The sequence below is a fragment of the Pseudomonas gingeri genome, assembly GCF_013385635.1.
GTDB lineage: Bacteria > Pseudomonadota > Gammaproteobacteria > Pseudomonadales > Pseudomonadaceae > Aquipseudomonas > Aquipseudomonas gingeri_A.
In genome coordinates, this window is record NZ_JACAPR010000010.1 from 512,837 (window position 1) to 530,062 (window position 17,226).

Here is a 17,226-nt window from a genome sequence, read left to right on the forward strand (position 1 = left end):
CTTTATCCATATGTGCTGAAATTCTGAGAAGAATTTTCCCTTTACGCGATTCCTAACCTTGGATCCGCGCTTTTATTCTTAGTAGGAGCGATTCGCTCTGTCAATGTTTGTGTTCGGGCTCTATGTGAACGGGAAAAGGGGACGGATTTAATTTTGAACGGGAAAAGGGGACGGATTTAATTTTGGAAAAGGGGGCGTATTTAATTTTAAGGAATTTAAGGGGAAAGTGGAAAGCGGGGACGGGGAAAACGGGGACGGGGAAAACGGGGACGAGGGAAAAAGGGGACGGGGAAAAAGGGGACGGATTTAATTTTTTTAGGAAAAGAGGGCAGATCCTTTTCGACTTGCTACGCTGGTATCTCCACGGAAGGAGGTTTCATGCCAAGAATGGGCCGTGTTGTCTTGCCAAACTACCCGCATCACATTGTTCAGCGAGGGCACAATCGTCAGGTTGTTTTTGCAGAAACTGGCGATTTTCAGCGTTACTTGTATGATTTACGTGAGCTGAAAGCCGTATTCGGGGTCAAGGTCTATGCGTACTGTCTTATGGATAATCATGTGCATCTGTTGCTCGCTCCCGGTGAGTCGGTTGCTGGTCTCGGGCATTTAATGAAGGCTTTGGCCGCACGAATGACTCGCTATCGGAATAAGCTTGAAGGTCGTTCCGGAACGTTGTGGGAGGGGCGTTATAAATCAAGTCTCGTTCAATCAGATAACTATTTACTCGCATGCAGTCGCTATATTGAGCTAAATCCAGTTCGAGCAAGAATGGTTTCTCGGCCAGAGGATTATATCTGGTCAAGTTATCTATTACGTTCTAGTGAGCAGGCCTACGATAATTGGCTTGATACGGATCCTTGCTTTGAGGCCCTGGGTCACACCCTGGAGGATCGAAGGGCTAAATATCGGGATTTTGTAAATCAGGAAATTTCATCTGAAGAATTGACATTTATTCGAGAGTCATTACAGCGCGGGCAGTTGACTGGAAATACTCGCTTTGTTGATGAGATTGAGGCGGTTAAGGGCTTGCGGATAGAGCGACGTGGGCAGGGAAGGCCAGCGAAGCGTATATGAAAATAAATCTGTCCCCTTAAAATTCGAATCCGTGCCAGTGCGGTTTCGGCAGCGGTCACCTGGGCGCGAATCTGCGCCAGTTGTTGTCGCACGTCTTCCAGGGTGTGGACCATGGCCAGTCTTCCTCATTGATTCAGTTCGCGGGTTGGAGTGTGCAGCAGTCCCTTATTTGCTCTTTCCGATTTCTTTAAATTTTTCTATGTATTGTTCGAGAATTCCTGCGTGATGTAGCATCCGGAATGAATTTCTATGGGCTGCATCTTTTTCATGAAACTCATTGATGCTGCACCATGAGCAAAGTTTCGAATCGGAATGTGTTTTTGGCTCTTTACATGAGTCGCATCGTTCGCTGTGCAAAACTATTTCTTTGTTGTTGAATATGTATGTATTATTTTGGCTATCTAAAAAGAATGGTGTTGTTGAGCTTTTGCCAATGCGTTTTTCATAATACTTGCATCCTATCAATTCTGATATTTCTTTAATCTTGTCCTTCAGCGGTTGAGGCGCTTTAGCACCGACCACCAAGGACGTAACGAATGTAGCTGGGAAGTAAAGTAGTAACAACGTTTCATTGATTTTTTCAATGTTTGCTTCGTCAATGATTAGTCGTCGTTCTTGCTCATAATTCCAGCAGGTTTGTTTGGTGAAGTAAGCGGTACTTCCAATTGCTTGCTGGAGCCATCCTACATGTCTAGGTTTGGATATCACATATGCGCGATCCAGCAGGCCTTGCATGCCCTCGTGTGGGGTATTCCGATAATCAATATCACCAAAGCTTGGGTCTGATTTTTTTGATGTTAGCCATTCATCAAGAGCAGGTTCATTTATTTCAGCGACAAACCCTTGGGAGTTTGACGCGTAATGTGCCCACATTGGGGTGATCAATGGTGACTTGGAAAAGCACGTTACCGGTTGTTGAGTAACCATCGAAATCATTTCATTGTAATAGGCAAGGATTTCAGGGCCTTGATTGTAGTCAATGGTTAAAAAAAATTCGAAGGGGTCATTATAATCTTTCAGGTAAGAAAGTTTTAGGCTGCAACTTCCATTCTGTAATAAGAATTTGTCTGCTATTTCCGGGCCCATGTATTTATAAAGATTTTTATTGTCTTCCATGATTGCGCTAACCTCGGCTAAGCCATGTGATCTGTTCGGGGTAGCGGCAGAATGCCATCTTGAATTGTTTTATGGAAGGGGGCTTGAAGGTCGCCGATTGAGTGGCAACGTTTGTTGGGGTGGGGAAGGGAGATAATTCGGTTGTTGCCTGGATTGGCGAGAGTCGCAATGGCGAGAATATTTTTGTTGGAACGTCCTGACCATTAGGCGCGATTCACGCATTCTGGTACAACCCGTCCAGTGAGCTTAAAGCTTTGGAGAAAGAATGGGGAAAACCAATCGCCAATCTATGCCTTTCAATGCCCGCTGAGCGCTTTCATCGAACTGTCAAATCTTTCCTACAGACAATGGTAGGGCCTTTTAAGCTTTTTAACCTAAATACTCCAGCAAAATTGGCGTATGTCGATTCCTTTCTTCATGATGAAGAACTCGATGGAGGCTCGCTGAACCCGACAATAGCACTGCCTATGTCCCCGTTGGGTAGCCGTAACATTTGTATGGTGATTTTGGTGAGAAAGCCACTTCGTTCTATAAGCCATTTCATAAGGGGGACTCTGTTTTCATTTATTTGGTCATTTTTCGTGTGATGTCCAGCCAGCAGATCCTGAATGACGCCAGCTGCCAAGTCGGTAATGCTAAGCAAGTCATCAAGGTGAGATTTCCCCTTAAAGGATTTTGCGAATCCAAGTATTTCGAACGAGTGCTTTATATATAATCCCAGCGTGCGATTTAGAATGTTTTTCGTGTCGTTGAAAAAGACCTCGTTGTCATTGACGGTGTCGTTATCGCAATACCATAGTAATCGCTGGTCATTATGGGTTGTCAATGACGCGAAAAATGATATGGCGTGGCAAATGCGGAGAGCCTTTTCCGCAGGATCAAACTTCCAATCACCTAAACCAGCTTCGACAAACTCCTGTTTTAATTGTGTGAGGACTGACTTTTTGTTTTCGCCGAAAAGGCTCTCTATGTTTTTGTCGACTGCGACAGTAATTAGTGCACCATGGAGTAAGCTATCGACAATTTTTAAGAACTCGGGTAGCGCCCGTTTGCGCGGGCCGTAGTTAAGGTCTTTGTATTCGAATTCACTGTAGGGGTCTAGGATGTTATGCGCGCGTCGTAGGTCAGCCACAGCTTCAATAAAAGGAGAGATTTTGTCATAGGAGATTATCAAGAATGAATATGTCAAAAAGCTCGCACCTTTATGCTCCCCACCGAAGTCTGAAAATACGGCTATTTTTTTGTCACGAGAGAAGTCTGGTAACTCAGTGATTTGACTGGCTACCTGTGCAAACAGGTGCGCAATTAGAGGGTGCTTTTCACCAATATATGAAACGTTAAAAGGTGGATGTTTCATGGTTATATGCTCGAATAATGTCGACATTCGTTATGGTCTTCCACCTTGATTATCCGGTCAGATCGGCCCTGAACGTTGGATGCGTACAACGTTTATGACATGTCGAGAAGCCCAGGTGCGCAGAGTTGGAAACATCATTTTCCAATGTTACCTGTAGAAAAAAGGCGAGAGTTTGTATATTACTTCATCGCGAACTATTTCTATGAGTTCGCTTAATAGTCCGCTAACTACAAATCTAGATGCGGGGCCATCTTCTTCGAATAATAAGTAAACGTCTAGTACTTCAACTTTTGCTCCTGGTGGAATACCATTTTCTGGAAGGGCGCCATATCCAAACTCTCTGCCGTGTTGAATATATAAGCCAGCACTCAAGCTGGCTGGCTGTTGAAGGTTGTAGCTCTGACTAACGCCGCCACCTGCACCCCCGACTATGTTGGGGGATCTATGTTTATCTGCATTCCACAAAGCGTGAAGTACAGATATTCGGTGGGCGGGCAAGGTCCCATTATAAGGCTGTAAGCTTTCTATCAGGTCTTGCGCAGACTGTGGAAATTGTTTTATGGCTATTAGATCGGGCGTATCGATTTTTCTTTTGTATTCCTCTTCGGTCTTGAACACTGGAAAATACAATCTGTCTGGCTTTGCTTTTTGATCAGTTGACAGATAAATTTTCCCAAGGCTCCATATGAGGTTATCTAAAATGGAGCGCAAGTTATGTATGCAGTCGCCAGCGATGACGCCAAGGGCCTTTGGTGGCTCTTGATAAACGTTGTAGGAAAATCTAATGCACTTTACGCCATTGTCTTCATAATTTTCTACGCGTACTCCAAAGGGGGTGGTTGCAAGAAAGGCGTCTGCTTCGTGTATGAACTCATTTAAGTGTTTTATAGCCCGATTAAGCTTGGCTGTTGAGTTTTCTAAGTAGTCCATATCTATGCCGTTCGCTCTATTGATTTTAAGACGCCTTGCCTCGCCGCCTTTTGGCACCTTCCTTTAGGTAAGATTTTACGCCTCCGAGGTTGAGTGGATAGGGAAAATTCTAGGCCGCCATAGGCCGTAGCGCACCTTTTGAAGATAGCAAATTGGCCAATTTTGCCTGCTTGGAGCCGTCCTCGGGTACGAAAAGGGGGGGGGGGGCGAATCCCTATACATTTTCCATGACGCGCATCAAAGCTCAGCCGCCTTAACTAAGCGGCGGAGCTTTTCATGTTTGAGTTTGAGAGTAAATGTCGTGTCGGATTGGAGCGACAGTCACTGCCCCCCAGATTTGCTAGCGGCGTCTGAAAATGTGTGGACGGTGGTACGAAAGTGGTACGTGGAAAATACAGGTTCTCTGAAAGCCTTAATCTATAAGGCTTTCAGGATTAGATAGTCCAATCCATCATCGGCGCAACGCTGAAACGTCGAGAGGGCTCGGAGCGGCAGGGGGTAACGTCGTTCAAAGGCATGAAAGGTCTGCCGCTGTGGACGCAGCCGGCACGGGGCGCGGGCTTGAGTGGCGTGAGGCTGGATGCGGTGGAGAGAATATGGGGTGGTTCAGATGATGACGGCTGCGTCGGATAACTACTGAGACCAGGCTCAGGACTGCCTAAGTCCGTTCAACGCCGCTTGGCATCACTGTAGACATCACCGCGCTCACGTTTACCCACGGCAATAACGGTCACCACAAGAACCTCATCCACAACCTTGTAAACCAGGCGATATCCTGCCGTGCGCAGCTTGATTTTGTACGCATTGGCAAAGCCGCTCAGGCGATCACCAGGTACATGGGGATTGCCAAGGTGCTCTTGCAGCTTTTTCTTGAACAGCTCGCGGACTGTTGCTCCGAGCTTCTGCCATTCCTTCCAGGCTTTTTCAGAGAACTCCAGCTCATAGGTCATCAAGGGAGACCTTTAAGGTGGGGGCGTTCTCCCGCTCACGGCAAATAGCCGCCAGCTCCATGTCTTCCAGGCGGTCCATCATTGCTTCGTATTCTTTGGCCGGAACGCAGTAGAACGCAGGTTCGTTGCGGTTAAGGATCGCCACAGAAAAGCCACCACCCGCCGCCACTGTACCCATCGGGTTTTTCTTCAGTTCGGAAATGCTCGCGACCACTTGTGACAACACGATGTGGGTCATGGAAAGACTCCTTAAAGGTGCTTTGAGGAGTGCTCAAAATAACTTTTTTCTCGGCAGTGAGCTTGCTTTGGTGATCTGGCACCTCAAGTGCATCGAGCTGCGTCAATGCAGGTTGAGATCACGTTGGACTCCGCCGTTGAGAGCCAGGATCAAATCCTGCTCACTCATTGGCGGGCTGTAAGAAGTCACTGATCAGGCTGATGAAAGATGTGCCCCCTGGCTTAGGCCGAAGGGGCGGGAAAGATCACACCAACTGAAACCGCTGACCTACACCTGAGCCATACCCCCATCCACGCAAAGATCGATACCCGCAACAAAACTGCTTTCATCGGACGCAAGGAACAACGCCGCCGAGGCAATTTCATCCGGGCGGCCCAGGCGGCCCAATGGCACCGCTTGGGCAAATGAGGCCTTCACTTGATCGACTTCCTCTTTCGTCGTCGCCTGGCTGTCCATGATCGGGGTATCGACCGGGCCGGGGCTGAGGGTGTTGACGCGGATACCGCGATCCTTGAGTTCGAGGGTCCAGGTCCGGGAGAACGAGCGGATGGCCGCCTTGGTGGCGCTGTAGGTGCTGTAGCCGGGAATGCCTTTGGTCGACGCGATAGAGGCGGTCAGGATGATCGAGCCGCCGTTGCGCATCAGCGGCAGGGCTTTCTGTACGCTGAACAACAGGCCCTTGACGTTGATGTCGAAGGTCTTGTCATAGTGCTCGGCGCTGATCTCGTCGATGGACTTGTTGTCGACGATGCCCGAGTTGGCGAAGAGCACGTCGATGCTGCCTTTCTCGCGCTGTACGACTGCGTAAAGCCGGTCCAGGTCTTGCTGGTTGGAGACGTCACCCTGAACGGCGGTGACATTCCGGCCGATAAGCGCGACGGCCTTGTCCAGTTCTGCCTGGCGTCGGCCAGTGATGAACACGTAAGCACCTTCGCTCACGAATCGCTGCGCGGTGGCCAGGCCAATGCCGCTGCTGCCGCCGGTGATGACTGCGATCTTGCCTTGTAATCTGCTCATGTCTATTACTCTCGGGAGGATGCGAACACGACTGGCGCTGCGTTGAGTCGCCAGCCTCGTGGTGGGCATCAGTTTCTCCTTCGAGGTAAATACCGAGAACGCCGGTTGTGTGAATAACACCTATGCCTGAGTTGAATGAGGTGACAGGGTACTTTTTGTGAGTCGCGACACCGGATTGGTCGCAGGATTGAAGCACCCGCACCAGTTCAATCCGTTCGCCCGTATCCAGCCCCAGGGAGGCTCGTACCGGGGTAGCAATAGTTAAACCTAACCCTGCGACCTCAACCCTTTCACCAGCCACGCCCCAACCAGCAGAACCAGCGCATTGATCGCAAAGGCAATCCTCACCGACAGCGCCCAGTCGCTGATTGCGTGCAGCACAATCCCCATCACCGCTACGCCTGCGAGTGCACCGATCTGGCGGTTGGCATTGAGCGAGGCGGCCGCGACGTTGGAGTAGGTGGCGCCGGCCACATGCATGACGCTGCTGATAGCTGCGGGCAGCGCCAGTCCCATGCCGGCATTGCACAAGGCAATGGCCGGCACGATCCAGAGGTAGGCCACGCCGCCGCCCACGCAGGCGGTGACAAGGCTGCCAAGTACGGCAATGCTCAGCCCGGTGAGCATCACCCTGCGTTCGCCGAAGCGCTGGGCGAAGCGGCCGGACGCATAGTTGCTGATCGGCACCGTGGCCATCACCGGCAGCATCCAGGCACCGGTCTGCAGCGCCGTGGTGTGGTGAAACTGTTGGAGCAGCAGGGCGACCAGGAAGATCTCGCCAAACAGGGCGAAGTTGATCAGAAAGCCCAGGCCGTTGAGGGCCCAGAAATTGGAGTTGTGGCGCAGCGGCGCGGGGATCACCGGCGAGGCCGAGCGCTTTTCCCGCACGATCACCGCGAGCGCGCCGAAGGCCGCTATGGCCATGGCGATCTGGTTGGCCGGGGCTGTCCAGCCCAGCGACGGTCCTTCGATCAGGACGAAGCTGAGCCCGGCCAGGGTCAGCATGATCAGCAGGTGCGTGGGAAGGTTGAAGACGATGGGTCTGCGTGGGGAAGGATGTATCGCCCACAGCGTCAGCAGGATACCCAGCAGGCCGATCGGCAGGTTGAGGTAGAAGATGCTTCTCCAGCCCAGGTCATTGACCAGCAATCCGCCGATAAAGGGGCCGGAGCCGGCGGCGGCCCCGACGATGGCGCCCCAGATGCCGACCATGCGTATGCGTGTGTTGCGGTCGGGAAAGGCCTCGGTCAGCAGGCTCAGGGAACTGGGCATGAACAGCGCGGCGCCGATGCCCTGCAGGAAACGGGCGCCGATCAGCATCGGTGCCGAGGTTGCCAGGCCACATAGCAAGGACGCCAGGATGAACCAGGCGAGACCGAGCATATAGGCGCGCTTGGCCCCCAGCACATTCGCCAGGGCTCCGCCGAGCAACAGGAACGAGGCGAACATCAGGGTGTAGGCGTCGATGACCCACACCAGCGATGACAGGGTCACGTCGAATTCCCGTTGCAGATCCGAGAGCGCCACGTTCACCACGGTCACATCGAGCATCGCCATGACAAAACCCAGTGCCACCGCCAAGAGCACCAGGGCAGTGGGGGCGCGGCTCGTGGGGACCACGACGCTTTGGCAAGGCACACTCATGCAGCAAACTCCTCAATCTTGGCGGGGGGAGTCCGGTCGGACTTCGTTAGTACGATAGTCGATGCTTGGTATCTAGAATGCCAACGCATAAAACTGATTTCATGCAGTTGAAAGTCGAATGGATTGCGCTTGAAAGACTTGGGAGGGGGGCGTGGTGCCGATCTCTATCCAGGCCGCCAGGGCGGGTAGGGGTTACCGCCGGATCATGCAGACCCCGCTTCTTTCTGGTGTCGAACAGTCAGGACCGTGACGGTATCGAGATCAATTCGATAGCGCGCTACATAGCCGCTGTCTCCAAAATCAATCAACACTTGCAGCGTCTCCTGTCGGAACGCTTAACGTTTCTCTTCGCGCTCAACGTACTGTGCGATAGCCTCACGCATGATCCAGTGCGAAGTGCGGTGGCGAGCATCGGCCAGATGCTGCACATGTCTTTTCAGCTCATCATGACCTCGATTTCGACCTGAATCTTTGCGAGGCAATCACCCCCGATCCGCACTACATTACTTTCAGACAGACCAACATTTGCAAAGCCCGACAGGAGCCCCTCATGACGATGATTGACTCGGATCTCTTGAAGCCCTACCTGGCGGCCCGGGACAGCGCTCGCGCGGCCTGGCGGCTGACGGTGGCGTCCTTGAGCAAGACGCCGAAGGAGGCGCTGGAGGAGGGGTTCAGGGCGGTCAGGATCGCCGAGCGGGCGTATTACCGCTGCTGCGAGGATCTGTGCAATGTGGTGCGCAGCGAGATGGAGCGGGCGGAGGATGAGGTGGCCGTGCGGGGGCGTTTTGTCGACGGTAGCCTCTAGGAGGCAGGCCACGGGGGCGTGGCCTGTTGATTCCGGCGATGGGTCTTAAATCGTCAGCCGCCGGGGTCGTTCCAGCAGGGCATCCACCATCGCCCTGGCCATTTCCACCGAGTGCGTCACGGTCCAGATCTGATCGCTGGCGATGCCATTGGCGCCTGTGCTGATGTCGTCGGCAACGTATTCGGCCGTTTTCAGAAGTTGTGAAACGCTGGTCAGTGCGTCCTGGAGATTGATGTCTTCGCGTACGGAGAAGAGCGACTTTTTCTGAGAGAGAAGTACTTCGGACTTTTCAATAATGAGTGCAGGCGAAGTGCAGGGTGGATCAGGAACAATTTTCTTGTGCATGTTCATGGGGGCAACTCCAATGGTTCGTTGGACCGCCACCTCCTGCTGTCAAACAAGTTTGGGTGGCAGCTGTACGCAGGTTGACAGACCGGGAACCAAAGAAACCGGCGCATCCGAAGATGCCCTGCGCACAGCCGCCGCAACACGTAATCACAGGCGTAAAAAAAACGCCAGCAAATGGAGTTTGGGCGCTTATGCGCAGTGGTTCATTTCGGTCTGTCAAAACCGGTCGCCGATTTGGCGGCGACCCTGAAAAACTATCGGGATAGACAGGCTGCGGCAAGGCTGCGAATCCTGCAAAACCGTAGGCCTTATCGACGTTTCGAGTGGGCTATCTCCTACTCGTTGTGCCGAGTGTGAGCGACCCGACGCGTTCGGGATCTTCGGCGTCTGAAAATAAAAATTTACAAAGTTGAAATGAACTTTTTCTGTTTTAAATGATGTCCTGCGTATTTATCTGCTTTGTAATCTTTGTGCGTAGTCCATTGCCTACATGGTGCGTAGGAGTATCGGATAACTGGCTGTGGAAAACTCAAGATTACTCAATGAAATATGAACCCGATCCGGAAAGTCCCTGTTTCACCGCCCATGAACAAAGCTCACATCTGCGTTAGGTTGACAGCGCTCCCCATGAGGGAGTCTGTTCAATCAATGGAGTGAGAAAATGAACAAGCCTTTACCCAATCCAGTGCTCCGGCACGGTCGTGTCATTTCCCCCGCCAGTCGCGGTTCGGTCGCCGTCGAAGTCGGTCTGCTCGGCAACTGGCAGGTCAATGAAATGGAAGGCGGCAAGAACTTTCCGGCGCTGACCGCCGGGCCTTTCCCCGCGCCCTTCGAGACGGATGATCCCAGCGTCGTGCCCCCGGCTGACGGCCATATCCTCAGCGGTGGCAAGACCGATGACCGCGATTGCCTCAACTTCACCAACGAAGAGATGAGCCAGAAGCTCAATCGCCCCTTCACCTGGCCGCTGCTGAATGTCGATCCGGGCCAGGTCTTCCAGGTGAAATGGGAATACACCGCGCCCCATGTCACCCGTGGCTATCGCTGGTTGATCACCAGGGATGGCTGGGACCCGAAGCAGCGCATCAGTCGTGCGCAGCTGGAGGCCAAGCCGTTCTTCGAGGACTTCTACCCGCAGGTGCCGTACTACCAGCATACCGACGAGCTCAAGGCCCGGGTCGATCATTCGGTGAAGCTGCCCTCCGGCAAGAAAGGCCATCACGTCATCGTCCTGCTGTGGATCGTCGCCAATACCGGCAATGCCTTCTACCAGGCTTTCGATGTGGACTTCAAATAACGCCGTGAACCGGCGGACAACCCTGTGCAATTTCTGAAGGATCAGAATGTGACCACTATCAATTTTTCACTGCAAAAATCCCAGGCCAATGATTCGGCATCGCTGATGCCGAGCCTGGATGGCAAGAAAATCCTCATGGGTTTCTGGCACAACTGGGCCGCGGGCCCAGGCGATGGCTATCAGGGCGGCAAGTTCGCCAATATTCCCCTGGTGGATATCCCCAAGGAATACAACGTCGTGGCCGTGGCCTTCATGAAGGGCAACGGCATCCCGACCTTCAAGCCCTACAATTTCTCCGACGAGGAGTTTCGCCGCCAGGTCGGTGTGCTGAACAGCCAGGGCCGGGCGGTGCTGATTTCCCTCGGCGGCGCCGATGCGCATATCGAGTTGCGCAAGGGCAGCGAGCAGCCGCTGGCCAATGAAATCATCCGCCTGGTGGAGACCTATGGTTTCGACGGGTTGGATATCGACCTGGAACAGAGCGCCATCGACTACGCCGACAACAAGGTCGTGCTGCCCGCTGCCCTGAAGCTGGTCAAGGATCACTACAAGGGCGAGGGCAAGCATTTCATCATCAGCATGGCGCCGGAGTTTCCCTATCTGAGCAGCAACGGCAAGTACGTCGACTACATCAAGGCCCTCGAAGGCTATTACGACTTTATCGCGCCGCAGTACTACAACCAGGGCGGCGACGGCGTCTGGGTGCCTGAAGCCAATGGCGGGCAGGGCGCCTGGATCGCGCAGAACAACGACGCGATGAAGGAGGACTTCCTCTACTACCTGACCGACAGCCTGGTGACGGGGACTCGCGGTTTCACCCGGATCGCCGCGGACAAGTTCGTCATCGGCCTGCCGGCCAACGTCGATGCGGCGGCGACGGGCTATGTGATCGACCCGACGGCGGTGAGCAATGCCTTCAAGCGACTTGATGCGGCAGGGCATTCGATCAAGGGGCTGATGACCTGGTCGATCAACTGGGACCAGGGCCTGAGCAAGAGTCAGGTGCCTTACAACTGGGAGTTCCGTAATCGTTATGCACCACTGATCCACGGCGCACGAGCGACGACGGCGGACAAGCGCCAGGCGTGAGACGCCAGCAAGACAAAACCCGGCATTTTCGCCGGGTTTTGTCTTGCTGGTCGGCGCCGTGCCCGGCGCTTGTCGGGGGGATCAATATCGCCAACGGCCCGCTTCAGTCCTTCCTTGCAATCTTGGCCTTGGCCTGTCCGCGCGGGTACAACGATTTCCCCAGTTTCTGGCGTTCATCCAGGGGCAGGGTGCCGGCGAAGTCGGCCACTGTGTTGTCCACCAGTATCCTCAAGGCATCGTCCGCCTCCCGGGCCCGGCCCAGGTCGGCCATCAGCGCGCTGCGATCCAGCGTCGGTGCCTCCAGTTGCTTGACTACATCCATGCGTGCTTCACGCCCGGCGATGATCAGCGGCTGGCTGTCCGCCTGGTTGCGTCGGAGCAACTGGTGCAACTGTTTGCGGCGTGCCTCGGGCAGTTGCAGCATCGCCTGGCGCAAGCCATGGGGGTTCACCACGGTCTCGGCGGGCTTGGCGTTGACCAGCCAGTGGTACAGGCCGCCCCCGACACCACCGATCAGGAACACATTGAACAGCAACGACACAACCAGAAGCGGTTTCAGGTACTTGGGCGGCGGGGTCATTGCTCGTTTTCCTCGGCATTGACGGTAAAGACGACATCGGCATCGCCATGATCGAAGACGCTGGGCAGTACTTCGGCTGACAGCATCGGCAGCGGCAGGCTCAGGGACGCCACCAGGATGCCGGCCGCGACACCGGCCACACCCACCCCGACAAAACCCGCGGGGGAGAGCCAGCCGGCATAGCGGCTCCAGAACGATGGCGGTCGCGCGGGATTGGCGGACAAGCGGATCTGGCGGATCAGCGCCGGCTCCGCTGCCGCCAGTTGATGGCTGTCGAGCAGGCCGTCGAGCCAGCGGGCCTGTTGCACCGCATCGAGGGCGGCGCTGTCGCCGCGATCGAGCAGTGCCTGGGCGCCGGCCTGTTCGCTGGCCGGCCAGCGTCGCAGGTCGGCGCCATAGGCCTCGGCCAATTGACCAAATCGTTCGGGCGTCATCGTTTTTCCCTCCCTAGGCTGGCTTCGCCGGATGTCTCGGCAAGGTAGCTGCGCAGGTTGCGCCTGGCCCGCGACAGCAGGCTCTCCAGTGCCTCGACGCTGATATTCATCAGCGCCGCGGCTTCGATGTTCGACAGCTCCTGGTAATACTGCAGCACGATGGCCTCGCGCTGCCGATCGGGCAACGTCGCCAACGCCGCTGCCATCTGTTCGCTGCGGGCGGTCGCTTCCAGTTGTTCATCGGGCGACGGCGTGCTGTCGACCACCTCGATCATTTCCTCGTCATCGGCCAGCGGGCGCTCCTTGCGCCGGCGCAGGCGATCATGACAGAGGTTGAGGGCGACCCGGTGCAGCCAGGTGTCGAAACGTGCCTCGCCGCTGCGCCAGTTCGCCGCTTGTCTCCAGATACGCAGGAAACTTTCCTGCGCGACATCCTTGGCCTCGTCGGCATCACCGAGGATCCGACCGGCGAGCGCCAGCAGACGGGGCAGCTTGCGCGACACCATCTCGTTGACGGCCGCCGGTTCGTTGTTGCCGATGCGGGCCAGCAACTCAACGTCCGGATCAGTTTCTTTCAATATGGCAAATCCCGGTCCGGTGGCTGAGTATCAGGTTGAGCGGACCTCCAGGCAGCGAGCCGTGCCGCCTGGGGCCGTGTACTTAGCGAATCCAGTGGCCTTCGACCCAGAACCAGCGTGGCCCGTGGGCTTCCCAGTGACCCGGTTCCCAGCGTGCATTGCGCATCACCGGCTGCCAGTGACCCGGTTCCCAGACGTAACCACGACCTTCCCAGCGCCAGTGCCCGCGGTCCCAGGCATAACCGGGGCGTTCGACGGGAATGGCTTCGACGCGCACGGGTGGTGGGGCTTCGCGGATGATGACTTCGGTCTGGGCAAAGGTCGGCGTGCTGGTCAGGGCTGTGAATGCCAGCGGGATAAGCAGGGCGTAGCGTAATTTGGCCAGAGGTCGTGCAGGTCTCATGACAACTCCTTCATGCGGCGGACGAAAGTGAACGCTGCTGATGGGTTGAACGCGGGACGTCCGGAAATCCGTCGCGGGAAAAGCAGTTTTTTTCGCGAATGGTTTGCGGCGTTGTTCGGGGGAAGTATTGCCCAGGGTTGGCGGGGCGTTCATGAAATTATTGAAAGGTAGCGACGGATTCCGGCGGGTGGTGACGTTCAACCGGTAACAGTCGGTAATCGACAGGCACCCAGGCCCTGTCAGTTACCGGTCATAGCCACCGCAACGCCCCCCATCTACTGAATCATTGAGGAAAATCACCATGTCTCGTCGTCTCTCGTTGCTTGCTGCCGCCGTCCTGCTCCTGAGCCTCAGCGGCTGTGTGATCCTGCCGGGGCACCGGGATCATTGCTGCTGGCGCTACTACGGGGCTGTCTCCACCTCGACGGGGGTAGCGGTTTCCTGATTGGCGATCCCGGCCCCTTCCCGTGTTTGGCGGGATATGACGGGAGCAGGACTGCCGACCGACAATAAAAAACCCGCATCATTGATGCGGGTTTTTTCAGGCCAATCGGGTCAGGCCGGTTACGGCTCGCGTCAGAACTTGTACGTCACCGAACCACCAAAACCGCTGGCGCTGTTCTCGTACTTGGCGTCGTAGGTCAGGCCCAACGTGGGCTGGATGTCATGCACCTTGATCGGTTCTTCCTTGAGGTAGGAATACGCCACGTCGAAGGTCAGGTCATCCGTAGGACTCCAGCCTGCGCCCAGGCTGAATATCGTGCGGTCGCCCGTGGGAATACGCACCGAACGATCGGTGTTATTGGTCGGCGTCTGGTCGATCGTGAAGCCGGTGCGCAACACCCACTGCTTGTTCAACTGATAGGACGCACCGATGGCGTGGGACCAGGTGTCATGCCAGTGCTGCTCTTCGGTAATCGAGTCCAGGCCGGCGAGCTGACCGACAGTGTCCGTCACACCGCTGTTGTTGACGGTGATCTTCTTCAACTGGCTCCAGCGGGTCCAGGTGCTGCCGACGTAGAGCGTCCAGTCGTCGGTGAGCTTGTGGGTGACGGAGAAATCCACCGACGAAGGCGTGGTCACGTCCAGCTTGGCGTCATAACGCTGCGTGCCCTCACCGAACAGATCGGAAAGCGCGCCTGACGAGCTGGTCTTGCCGCTGAGGTGGTAGACCACCTGGGAGTGATAGGTCAGGCCCACGCGGGTGCTGTCGAGGGGTTGCACCAGGATACCGGCGTTGAAGCCGGTGGCGGTGTCGTCACCCTTGATCTTCACGTTCTGGGTGCCGAGCCCGAACGCCGGGACGCTGGAGTCCAGCTCGCCGCTGATCTTGTTGAAGGTCGGGCCGAAACCCACCGACACCACATCGTTGAAGGCATAGCTGACGGTCGGCTGGATCGTGACGACCTGGACCTTGCTCTTGTTGCCGAAACCGTTGCCCTGGAAACTGTGTTCATAGTCGGTCACCAGGCCGAACGGGGCGTAGATGCCCAGGCCGAAGGCCCAATGTTCGTCGATGGGTGTGACCAGATAGCCCATGGGGATGGCAATGCCCGGGACCATGTCGCCTTTGTTGGTGCCTGGGTTATCGGCGCCAAGGGACGTGGAACTGGCGTTCTTGATATCACTCTTGGCGTCGATGTAGGTGACGCCGAGGCTGACTTCGTTGCGCTTGAGTCGCGACATGCCGGCAGGGTTGCCATAGACGGTGCTGGCGTCGTCGGCGGAGGAGGATCGTCCGGCATCACCGGTGCCCATGGCGCTGACGCTTTCTTCGTCGAGGGCGAAACCACCCGCAAAAAGCTGGGTGGAGGCAAGGGTTACAGCAAGGCTGAGCGTGGTCTTGAGCAGTATTTTTTTCATTATTAGAACTCCGGTTTTGATCACCGGGGCGCAAGCTAGCAACAAAATTTTCACATGATTATGAAACTAATTTCATCTTTATCGCGGATTTTGTCCGACAATTTTACCGTTTTTTCCGGGGTTTGACGAAGTTGTCCAGTGGCGTCCAAAACAGACCCATGGGTTCTGTATCGACCCATGATCCGCCTTTTTCCCAACGCTGCGGGTTGGGCTCGGGAACGTGTCGGCAAGGTCGTGTCGATACCGATCCGGGCATCATGATGTTCAGGGTCAAAAGAGTCTGCGGGATGATCGTTGGTGGTGGGGTGAGAAACTCGGACTAGAGCCTTTCCAGTGTCTTGGAGGGTCAGCTGTCGAGAGGTGTTGTCACAAATGGAATCAGTTTACAGCTTGCATTTTCGAGTTTGTTTTAACTGGAAATTCGTAAAAAACAGGCCCATCATTCGCCGCGCTGTCTACGCTCCAGGGGACCGCTGCGCGTCTGTGCGAAGACCGTGAACCACTCGCCTTTTTTCAGGAACTCATCTTGTCTAACGTCTGCTCCAGCGGCCTCGATATTGGCTTCGCTTCTCTGAATTATTTACAAATCGGCATTCTGGGTGTCATTCAAGGCATCACCGAATTGCTGCCGATTTCCTCCACCGCCCATATGCGTATCGTGCCGGCCGTGCTCGGTTGGCAGGATCCGGGCTCGGCGTTTTCCGCGGCCATGCAACTGGCGGCCCTGGCGGCCGTGGTCAGTTATTTCTGGCGTGATGTCCGGGACGTGGTCGGTGGCAGTATCGGTGCGATACGTCAGCGCGACTTTGATAGCCAGTGGTTCAAGCTGGCCGTGGCGATCATCCTCGCGACCATTCCCATCGGGATTGCCGGACTGGCTTTGTCGTCGACGCTCAATGCCTGCGACTCACCCTTGCGCGGCCTGTCGGTGATCGGCATTTCCTGCCTGGTGATGGCGGTATTGATGGCGGTGTCGGAGTTCAGTTGTCGGCATCAGCGGGTGGTTGGCCAGATGCGTCTGCGTGACGCCCTGATTGTCGGCATTGCCCAGATCGGCGCATTGATTCCGGGGGTGTCGCGTTCCGGCTCGACCCTGACCGCGGCCCTGTTCCTCAACTTCAAGCGTGAAGAGGCGGCGCGTTTCTCGTTCCTGCTCGGCCTGCCGGCGATTGCCCTGGCAGGATTGAAGGAGCTATGGGTGTTGCACCACGCGCAAATCCCGGTGGACGCCTGGACTCATCTGCTGTTCGGCCTGGTAGTGGCTAGCGTCTCGGCCTTCGCGGCGATCTGGGGTCTGATGCGTTTCCTCGAACGTTTCTCGACCTGGCCGTTCGTGGCCTACCGCGCCATCCTGGGGATCTTCCTGCTCGTCTCGGTGCATACCGGTTTCCTGTCCTGATCCCAGTGTTGAGGACGCCACTTTCGGATCGCGCTTCGGCACGTGCTTCCCGTTTTGCACGACCTGTTTTGCGGGCAAAAAAAAGCCCGCATGCGGGCGGG

General features: G+C 55.5%; 19 protein-coding genes and 1 pseudogene. 6 read left to right on the top strand and 14 right to left on the bottom strand.

What is annotated here, in order from left to right:
• The first annotated feature begins 378 nt into the window (after positions 1-378).
• Positions 379-1,074, top strand: coding sequence for a transposase (locus HX851_RS12705; RefSeq protein ID WP_177065571.1), 696 nt, complete (start codon positions 379-381; stop codon positions 1,072-1,074).
• A gap of 165 nt (positions 1,075-1,239) precedes the next feature.
• Here HX851_RS12705 and HX851_RS12710 read toward each other — a convergent pair whose 3' ends face one another.
• The 8 genes from HX851_RS12710 to HX851_RS45435 form a co-directional block, all read right to left on the bottom strand.
• Complete coding sequence (locus tag HX851_RS12710) at positions 1,240-2,190, bottom strand: DUF2971 domain-containing protein (RefSeq protein ID WP_177065572.1); 951 nt, start codon at positions 2,188-2,190, stop codon at positions 1,240-1,242.
• Between the two features lie 415 nt (positions 2,191-2,605).
• Positions 2,606-3,547, bottom strand: coding sequence for a hypothetical protein (locus tag HX851_RS12715; protein WP_256262770.1), 942 nt, complete (start codon positions 3,545-3,547; stop codon positions 2,606-2,608).
• Positions 3,548-3,694: 147 nt separating this feature from the next.
• A complete protein-coding gene (locus tag HX851_RS12720) occupies positions 3,695-4,477 on the bottom strand; it encodes a hypothetical protein (protein WP_177065577.1) in 783 nt (260 codons plus the stop codon).
• A gap of 668 nt (positions 4,478-5,145) precedes the next feature.
• A complete protein-coding gene (locus tag HX851_RS12725; RefSeq protein ID WP_177065579.1) occupies positions 5,146-5,427 on the bottom strand; it encodes a type II toxin-antitoxin system RelE family toxin in 282 nt (93 codons plus the stop codon).
• Positions 5,417-5,665: a type II toxin-antitoxin system Phd/YefM family antitoxin gene (locus HX851_RS12730; protein ID WP_177065581.1), complete on the bottom strand. Its 249-nt coding sequence runs from the start codon at positions 5,663-5,665 to the stop codon at positions 5,417-5,419. The genes HX851_RS12725 and HX851_RS12730 overlap by 11 nt, the downstream gene beginning before the upstream one ends.
• Before the next feature lie 267 nt (positions 5,666-5,932).
• On the bottom strand, positions 5,933-6,682 hold the full coding sequence (locus tag HX851_RS12735; RefSeq protein WP_177065583.1) for an SDR family NAD(P)-dependent oxidoreductase: 750 nt from the start codon (positions 6,680-6,682) through the stop codon (positions 5,933-5,935).
• A 267-nt stretch (positions 6,683-6,949) separates the two neighbouring features.
• The gene (locus HX851_RS12740; protein ID WP_177065585.1) at positions 6,950-8,326 is read right to left on the bottom strand and encodes an MFS transporter; all 1,377 of its coding nucleotides are present in this window, start codon (positions 8,324-8,326) and stop codon (positions 6,950-6,952) included.
• A 335-nt stretch (positions 8,327-8,661) separates the two neighbouring features.
• On the bottom strand, positions 8,662-8,754 hold the full coding sequence (locus HX851_RS45435; protein WP_439899219.1) for a CopG family ribbon-helix-helix protein: 93 nt from the start codon (positions 8,752-8,754) through the stop codon (positions 8,662-8,664).
• 122 nt (positions 8,755-8,876) lie between these two features.
• Here HX851_RS45435 and HX851_RS12755 point away from each other — a divergent pair, with 122 nt between their 5' ends.
• Complete coding sequence (locus HX851_RS12755) at positions 8,877-9,134, top strand: hypothetical protein (protein ID WP_017127943.1); 258 nt, start codon at positions 8,877-8,879, stop codon at positions 9,132-9,134.
• A gap of 45 nt (positions 9,135-9,179) precedes the next feature.
• Here the strand turns inward: HX851_RS12755 and HX851_RS12760 are convergent, their stop codons facing one another.
• On the bottom strand, positions 9,180-9,485 hold the full coding sequence (locus tag HX851_RS12760; RefSeq protein WP_256262769.1) for a DUF3077 domain-containing protein: 306 nt from the start codon (positions 9,483-9,485) through the stop codon (positions 9,180-9,182).
• A gap of 658 nt (positions 9,486-10,143) precedes the next feature.
• Here HX851_RS12760 and HX851_RS12765 point away from each other — a divergent pair.
• Complete coding sequence (locus HX851_RS12765) at positions 10,144-10,779, top strand: lytic polysaccharide monooxygenase auxiliary activity family 9 protein (RefSeq protein ID WP_177063762.1); 636 nt, start codon at positions 10,144-10,146, stop codon at positions 10,777-10,779.
• Positions 10,780-10,827: 48 nt separating this feature from the next.
• Positions 10,828-11,865 (top strand): annotated as a pseudogene (locus tag HX851_RS12770) (chitinase); the annotation flags it as partial.
• Between the two features lie 106 nt (positions 11,866-11,971).
• Here the strand turns inward: HX851_RS12770 and HX851_RS12775 are convergent.
• The 4 genes from HX851_RS12775 to HX851_RS12790 all read right to left on the bottom strand — a co-directional run bounded on the left by HX851_RS12775 (position 11,972) and on the right by HX851_RS12790 (position 13,863).
• Entirely contained in the window at positions 11,972-12,448 is a 477-nt protein-coding gene (locus HX851_RS12775; protein WP_177063761.1) for a periplasmic heavy metal sensor, read from the bottom strand.
• On the bottom strand, positions 12,445-12,882 hold the full coding sequence (locus HX851_RS12780) for a hypothetical protein (RefSeq protein WP_177063760.1): 438 nt from the start codon (positions 12,880-12,882) through the stop codon (positions 12,445-12,447). Before HX851_RS12780 ends, HX851_RS12775 begins: the two co-directional genes overlap by 4 nt.
• The gene (locus HX851_RS12785) at positions 12,879-13,460 is read right to left on the bottom strand and encodes an RNA polymerase sigma factor (RefSeq protein ID WP_177063759.1); all 582 of its coding nucleotides are present in this window, start codon (positions 13,458-13,460) and stop codon (positions 12,879-12,881) included. The genes HX851_RS12780 and HX851_RS12785 overlap by 4 nt, the downstream gene beginning before the upstream one ends.
• Before the next feature lie 82 nt (positions 13,461-13,542).
• Complete coding sequence (locus HX851_RS12790) at positions 13,543-13,863, bottom strand: YXWGXW repeat-containing protein (RefSeq protein ID WP_177063758.1); 321 nt, start codon at positions 13,861-13,863, stop codon at positions 13,543-13,545.
• 301 nt (positions 13,864-14,164) lie between these two features.
• On the opposite strand from HX851_RS12790, the gene HX851_RS12795 reads away from it, so the two are divergent.
• Positions 14,165-14,308 carry a hypothetical protein gene (locus HX851_RS12795; RefSeq protein ID WP_177063757.1) on the top strand — a complete coding sequence of 48 codons (144 nt, stop codon included), beginning with the start codon at positions 14,165-14,167 and terminating at the stop codon, positions 14,306-14,308.
• 131 nt (positions 14,309-14,439) lie between these two features.
• Here HX851_RS12795 and HX851_RS12800 read toward each other — a convergent pair whose 3' ends face one another.
• Complete coding sequence (locus HX851_RS12800) at positions 14,440-15,726, bottom strand: OmpP1/FadL family transporter (RefSeq protein WP_177063756.1); 1,287 nt, start codon at positions 15,724-15,726, stop codon at positions 14,440-14,442.
• A 526-nt stretch (positions 15,727-16,252) separates the two neighbouring features.
• Here HX851_RS12800 and uppP point away from each other — a divergent pair.
• Positions 16,253-17,125 carry an undecaprenyl-diphosphatase UppP gene (uppP, locus tag HX851_RS12805; protein WP_177063755.1) on the top strand — a complete coding sequence of 291 codons (873 nt, stop codon included), beginning with the start codon at positions 16,253-16,255 and terminating at the stop codon, positions 17,123-17,125.
• Positions 17,126-17,226 lie beyond the last annotated feature (101 nt).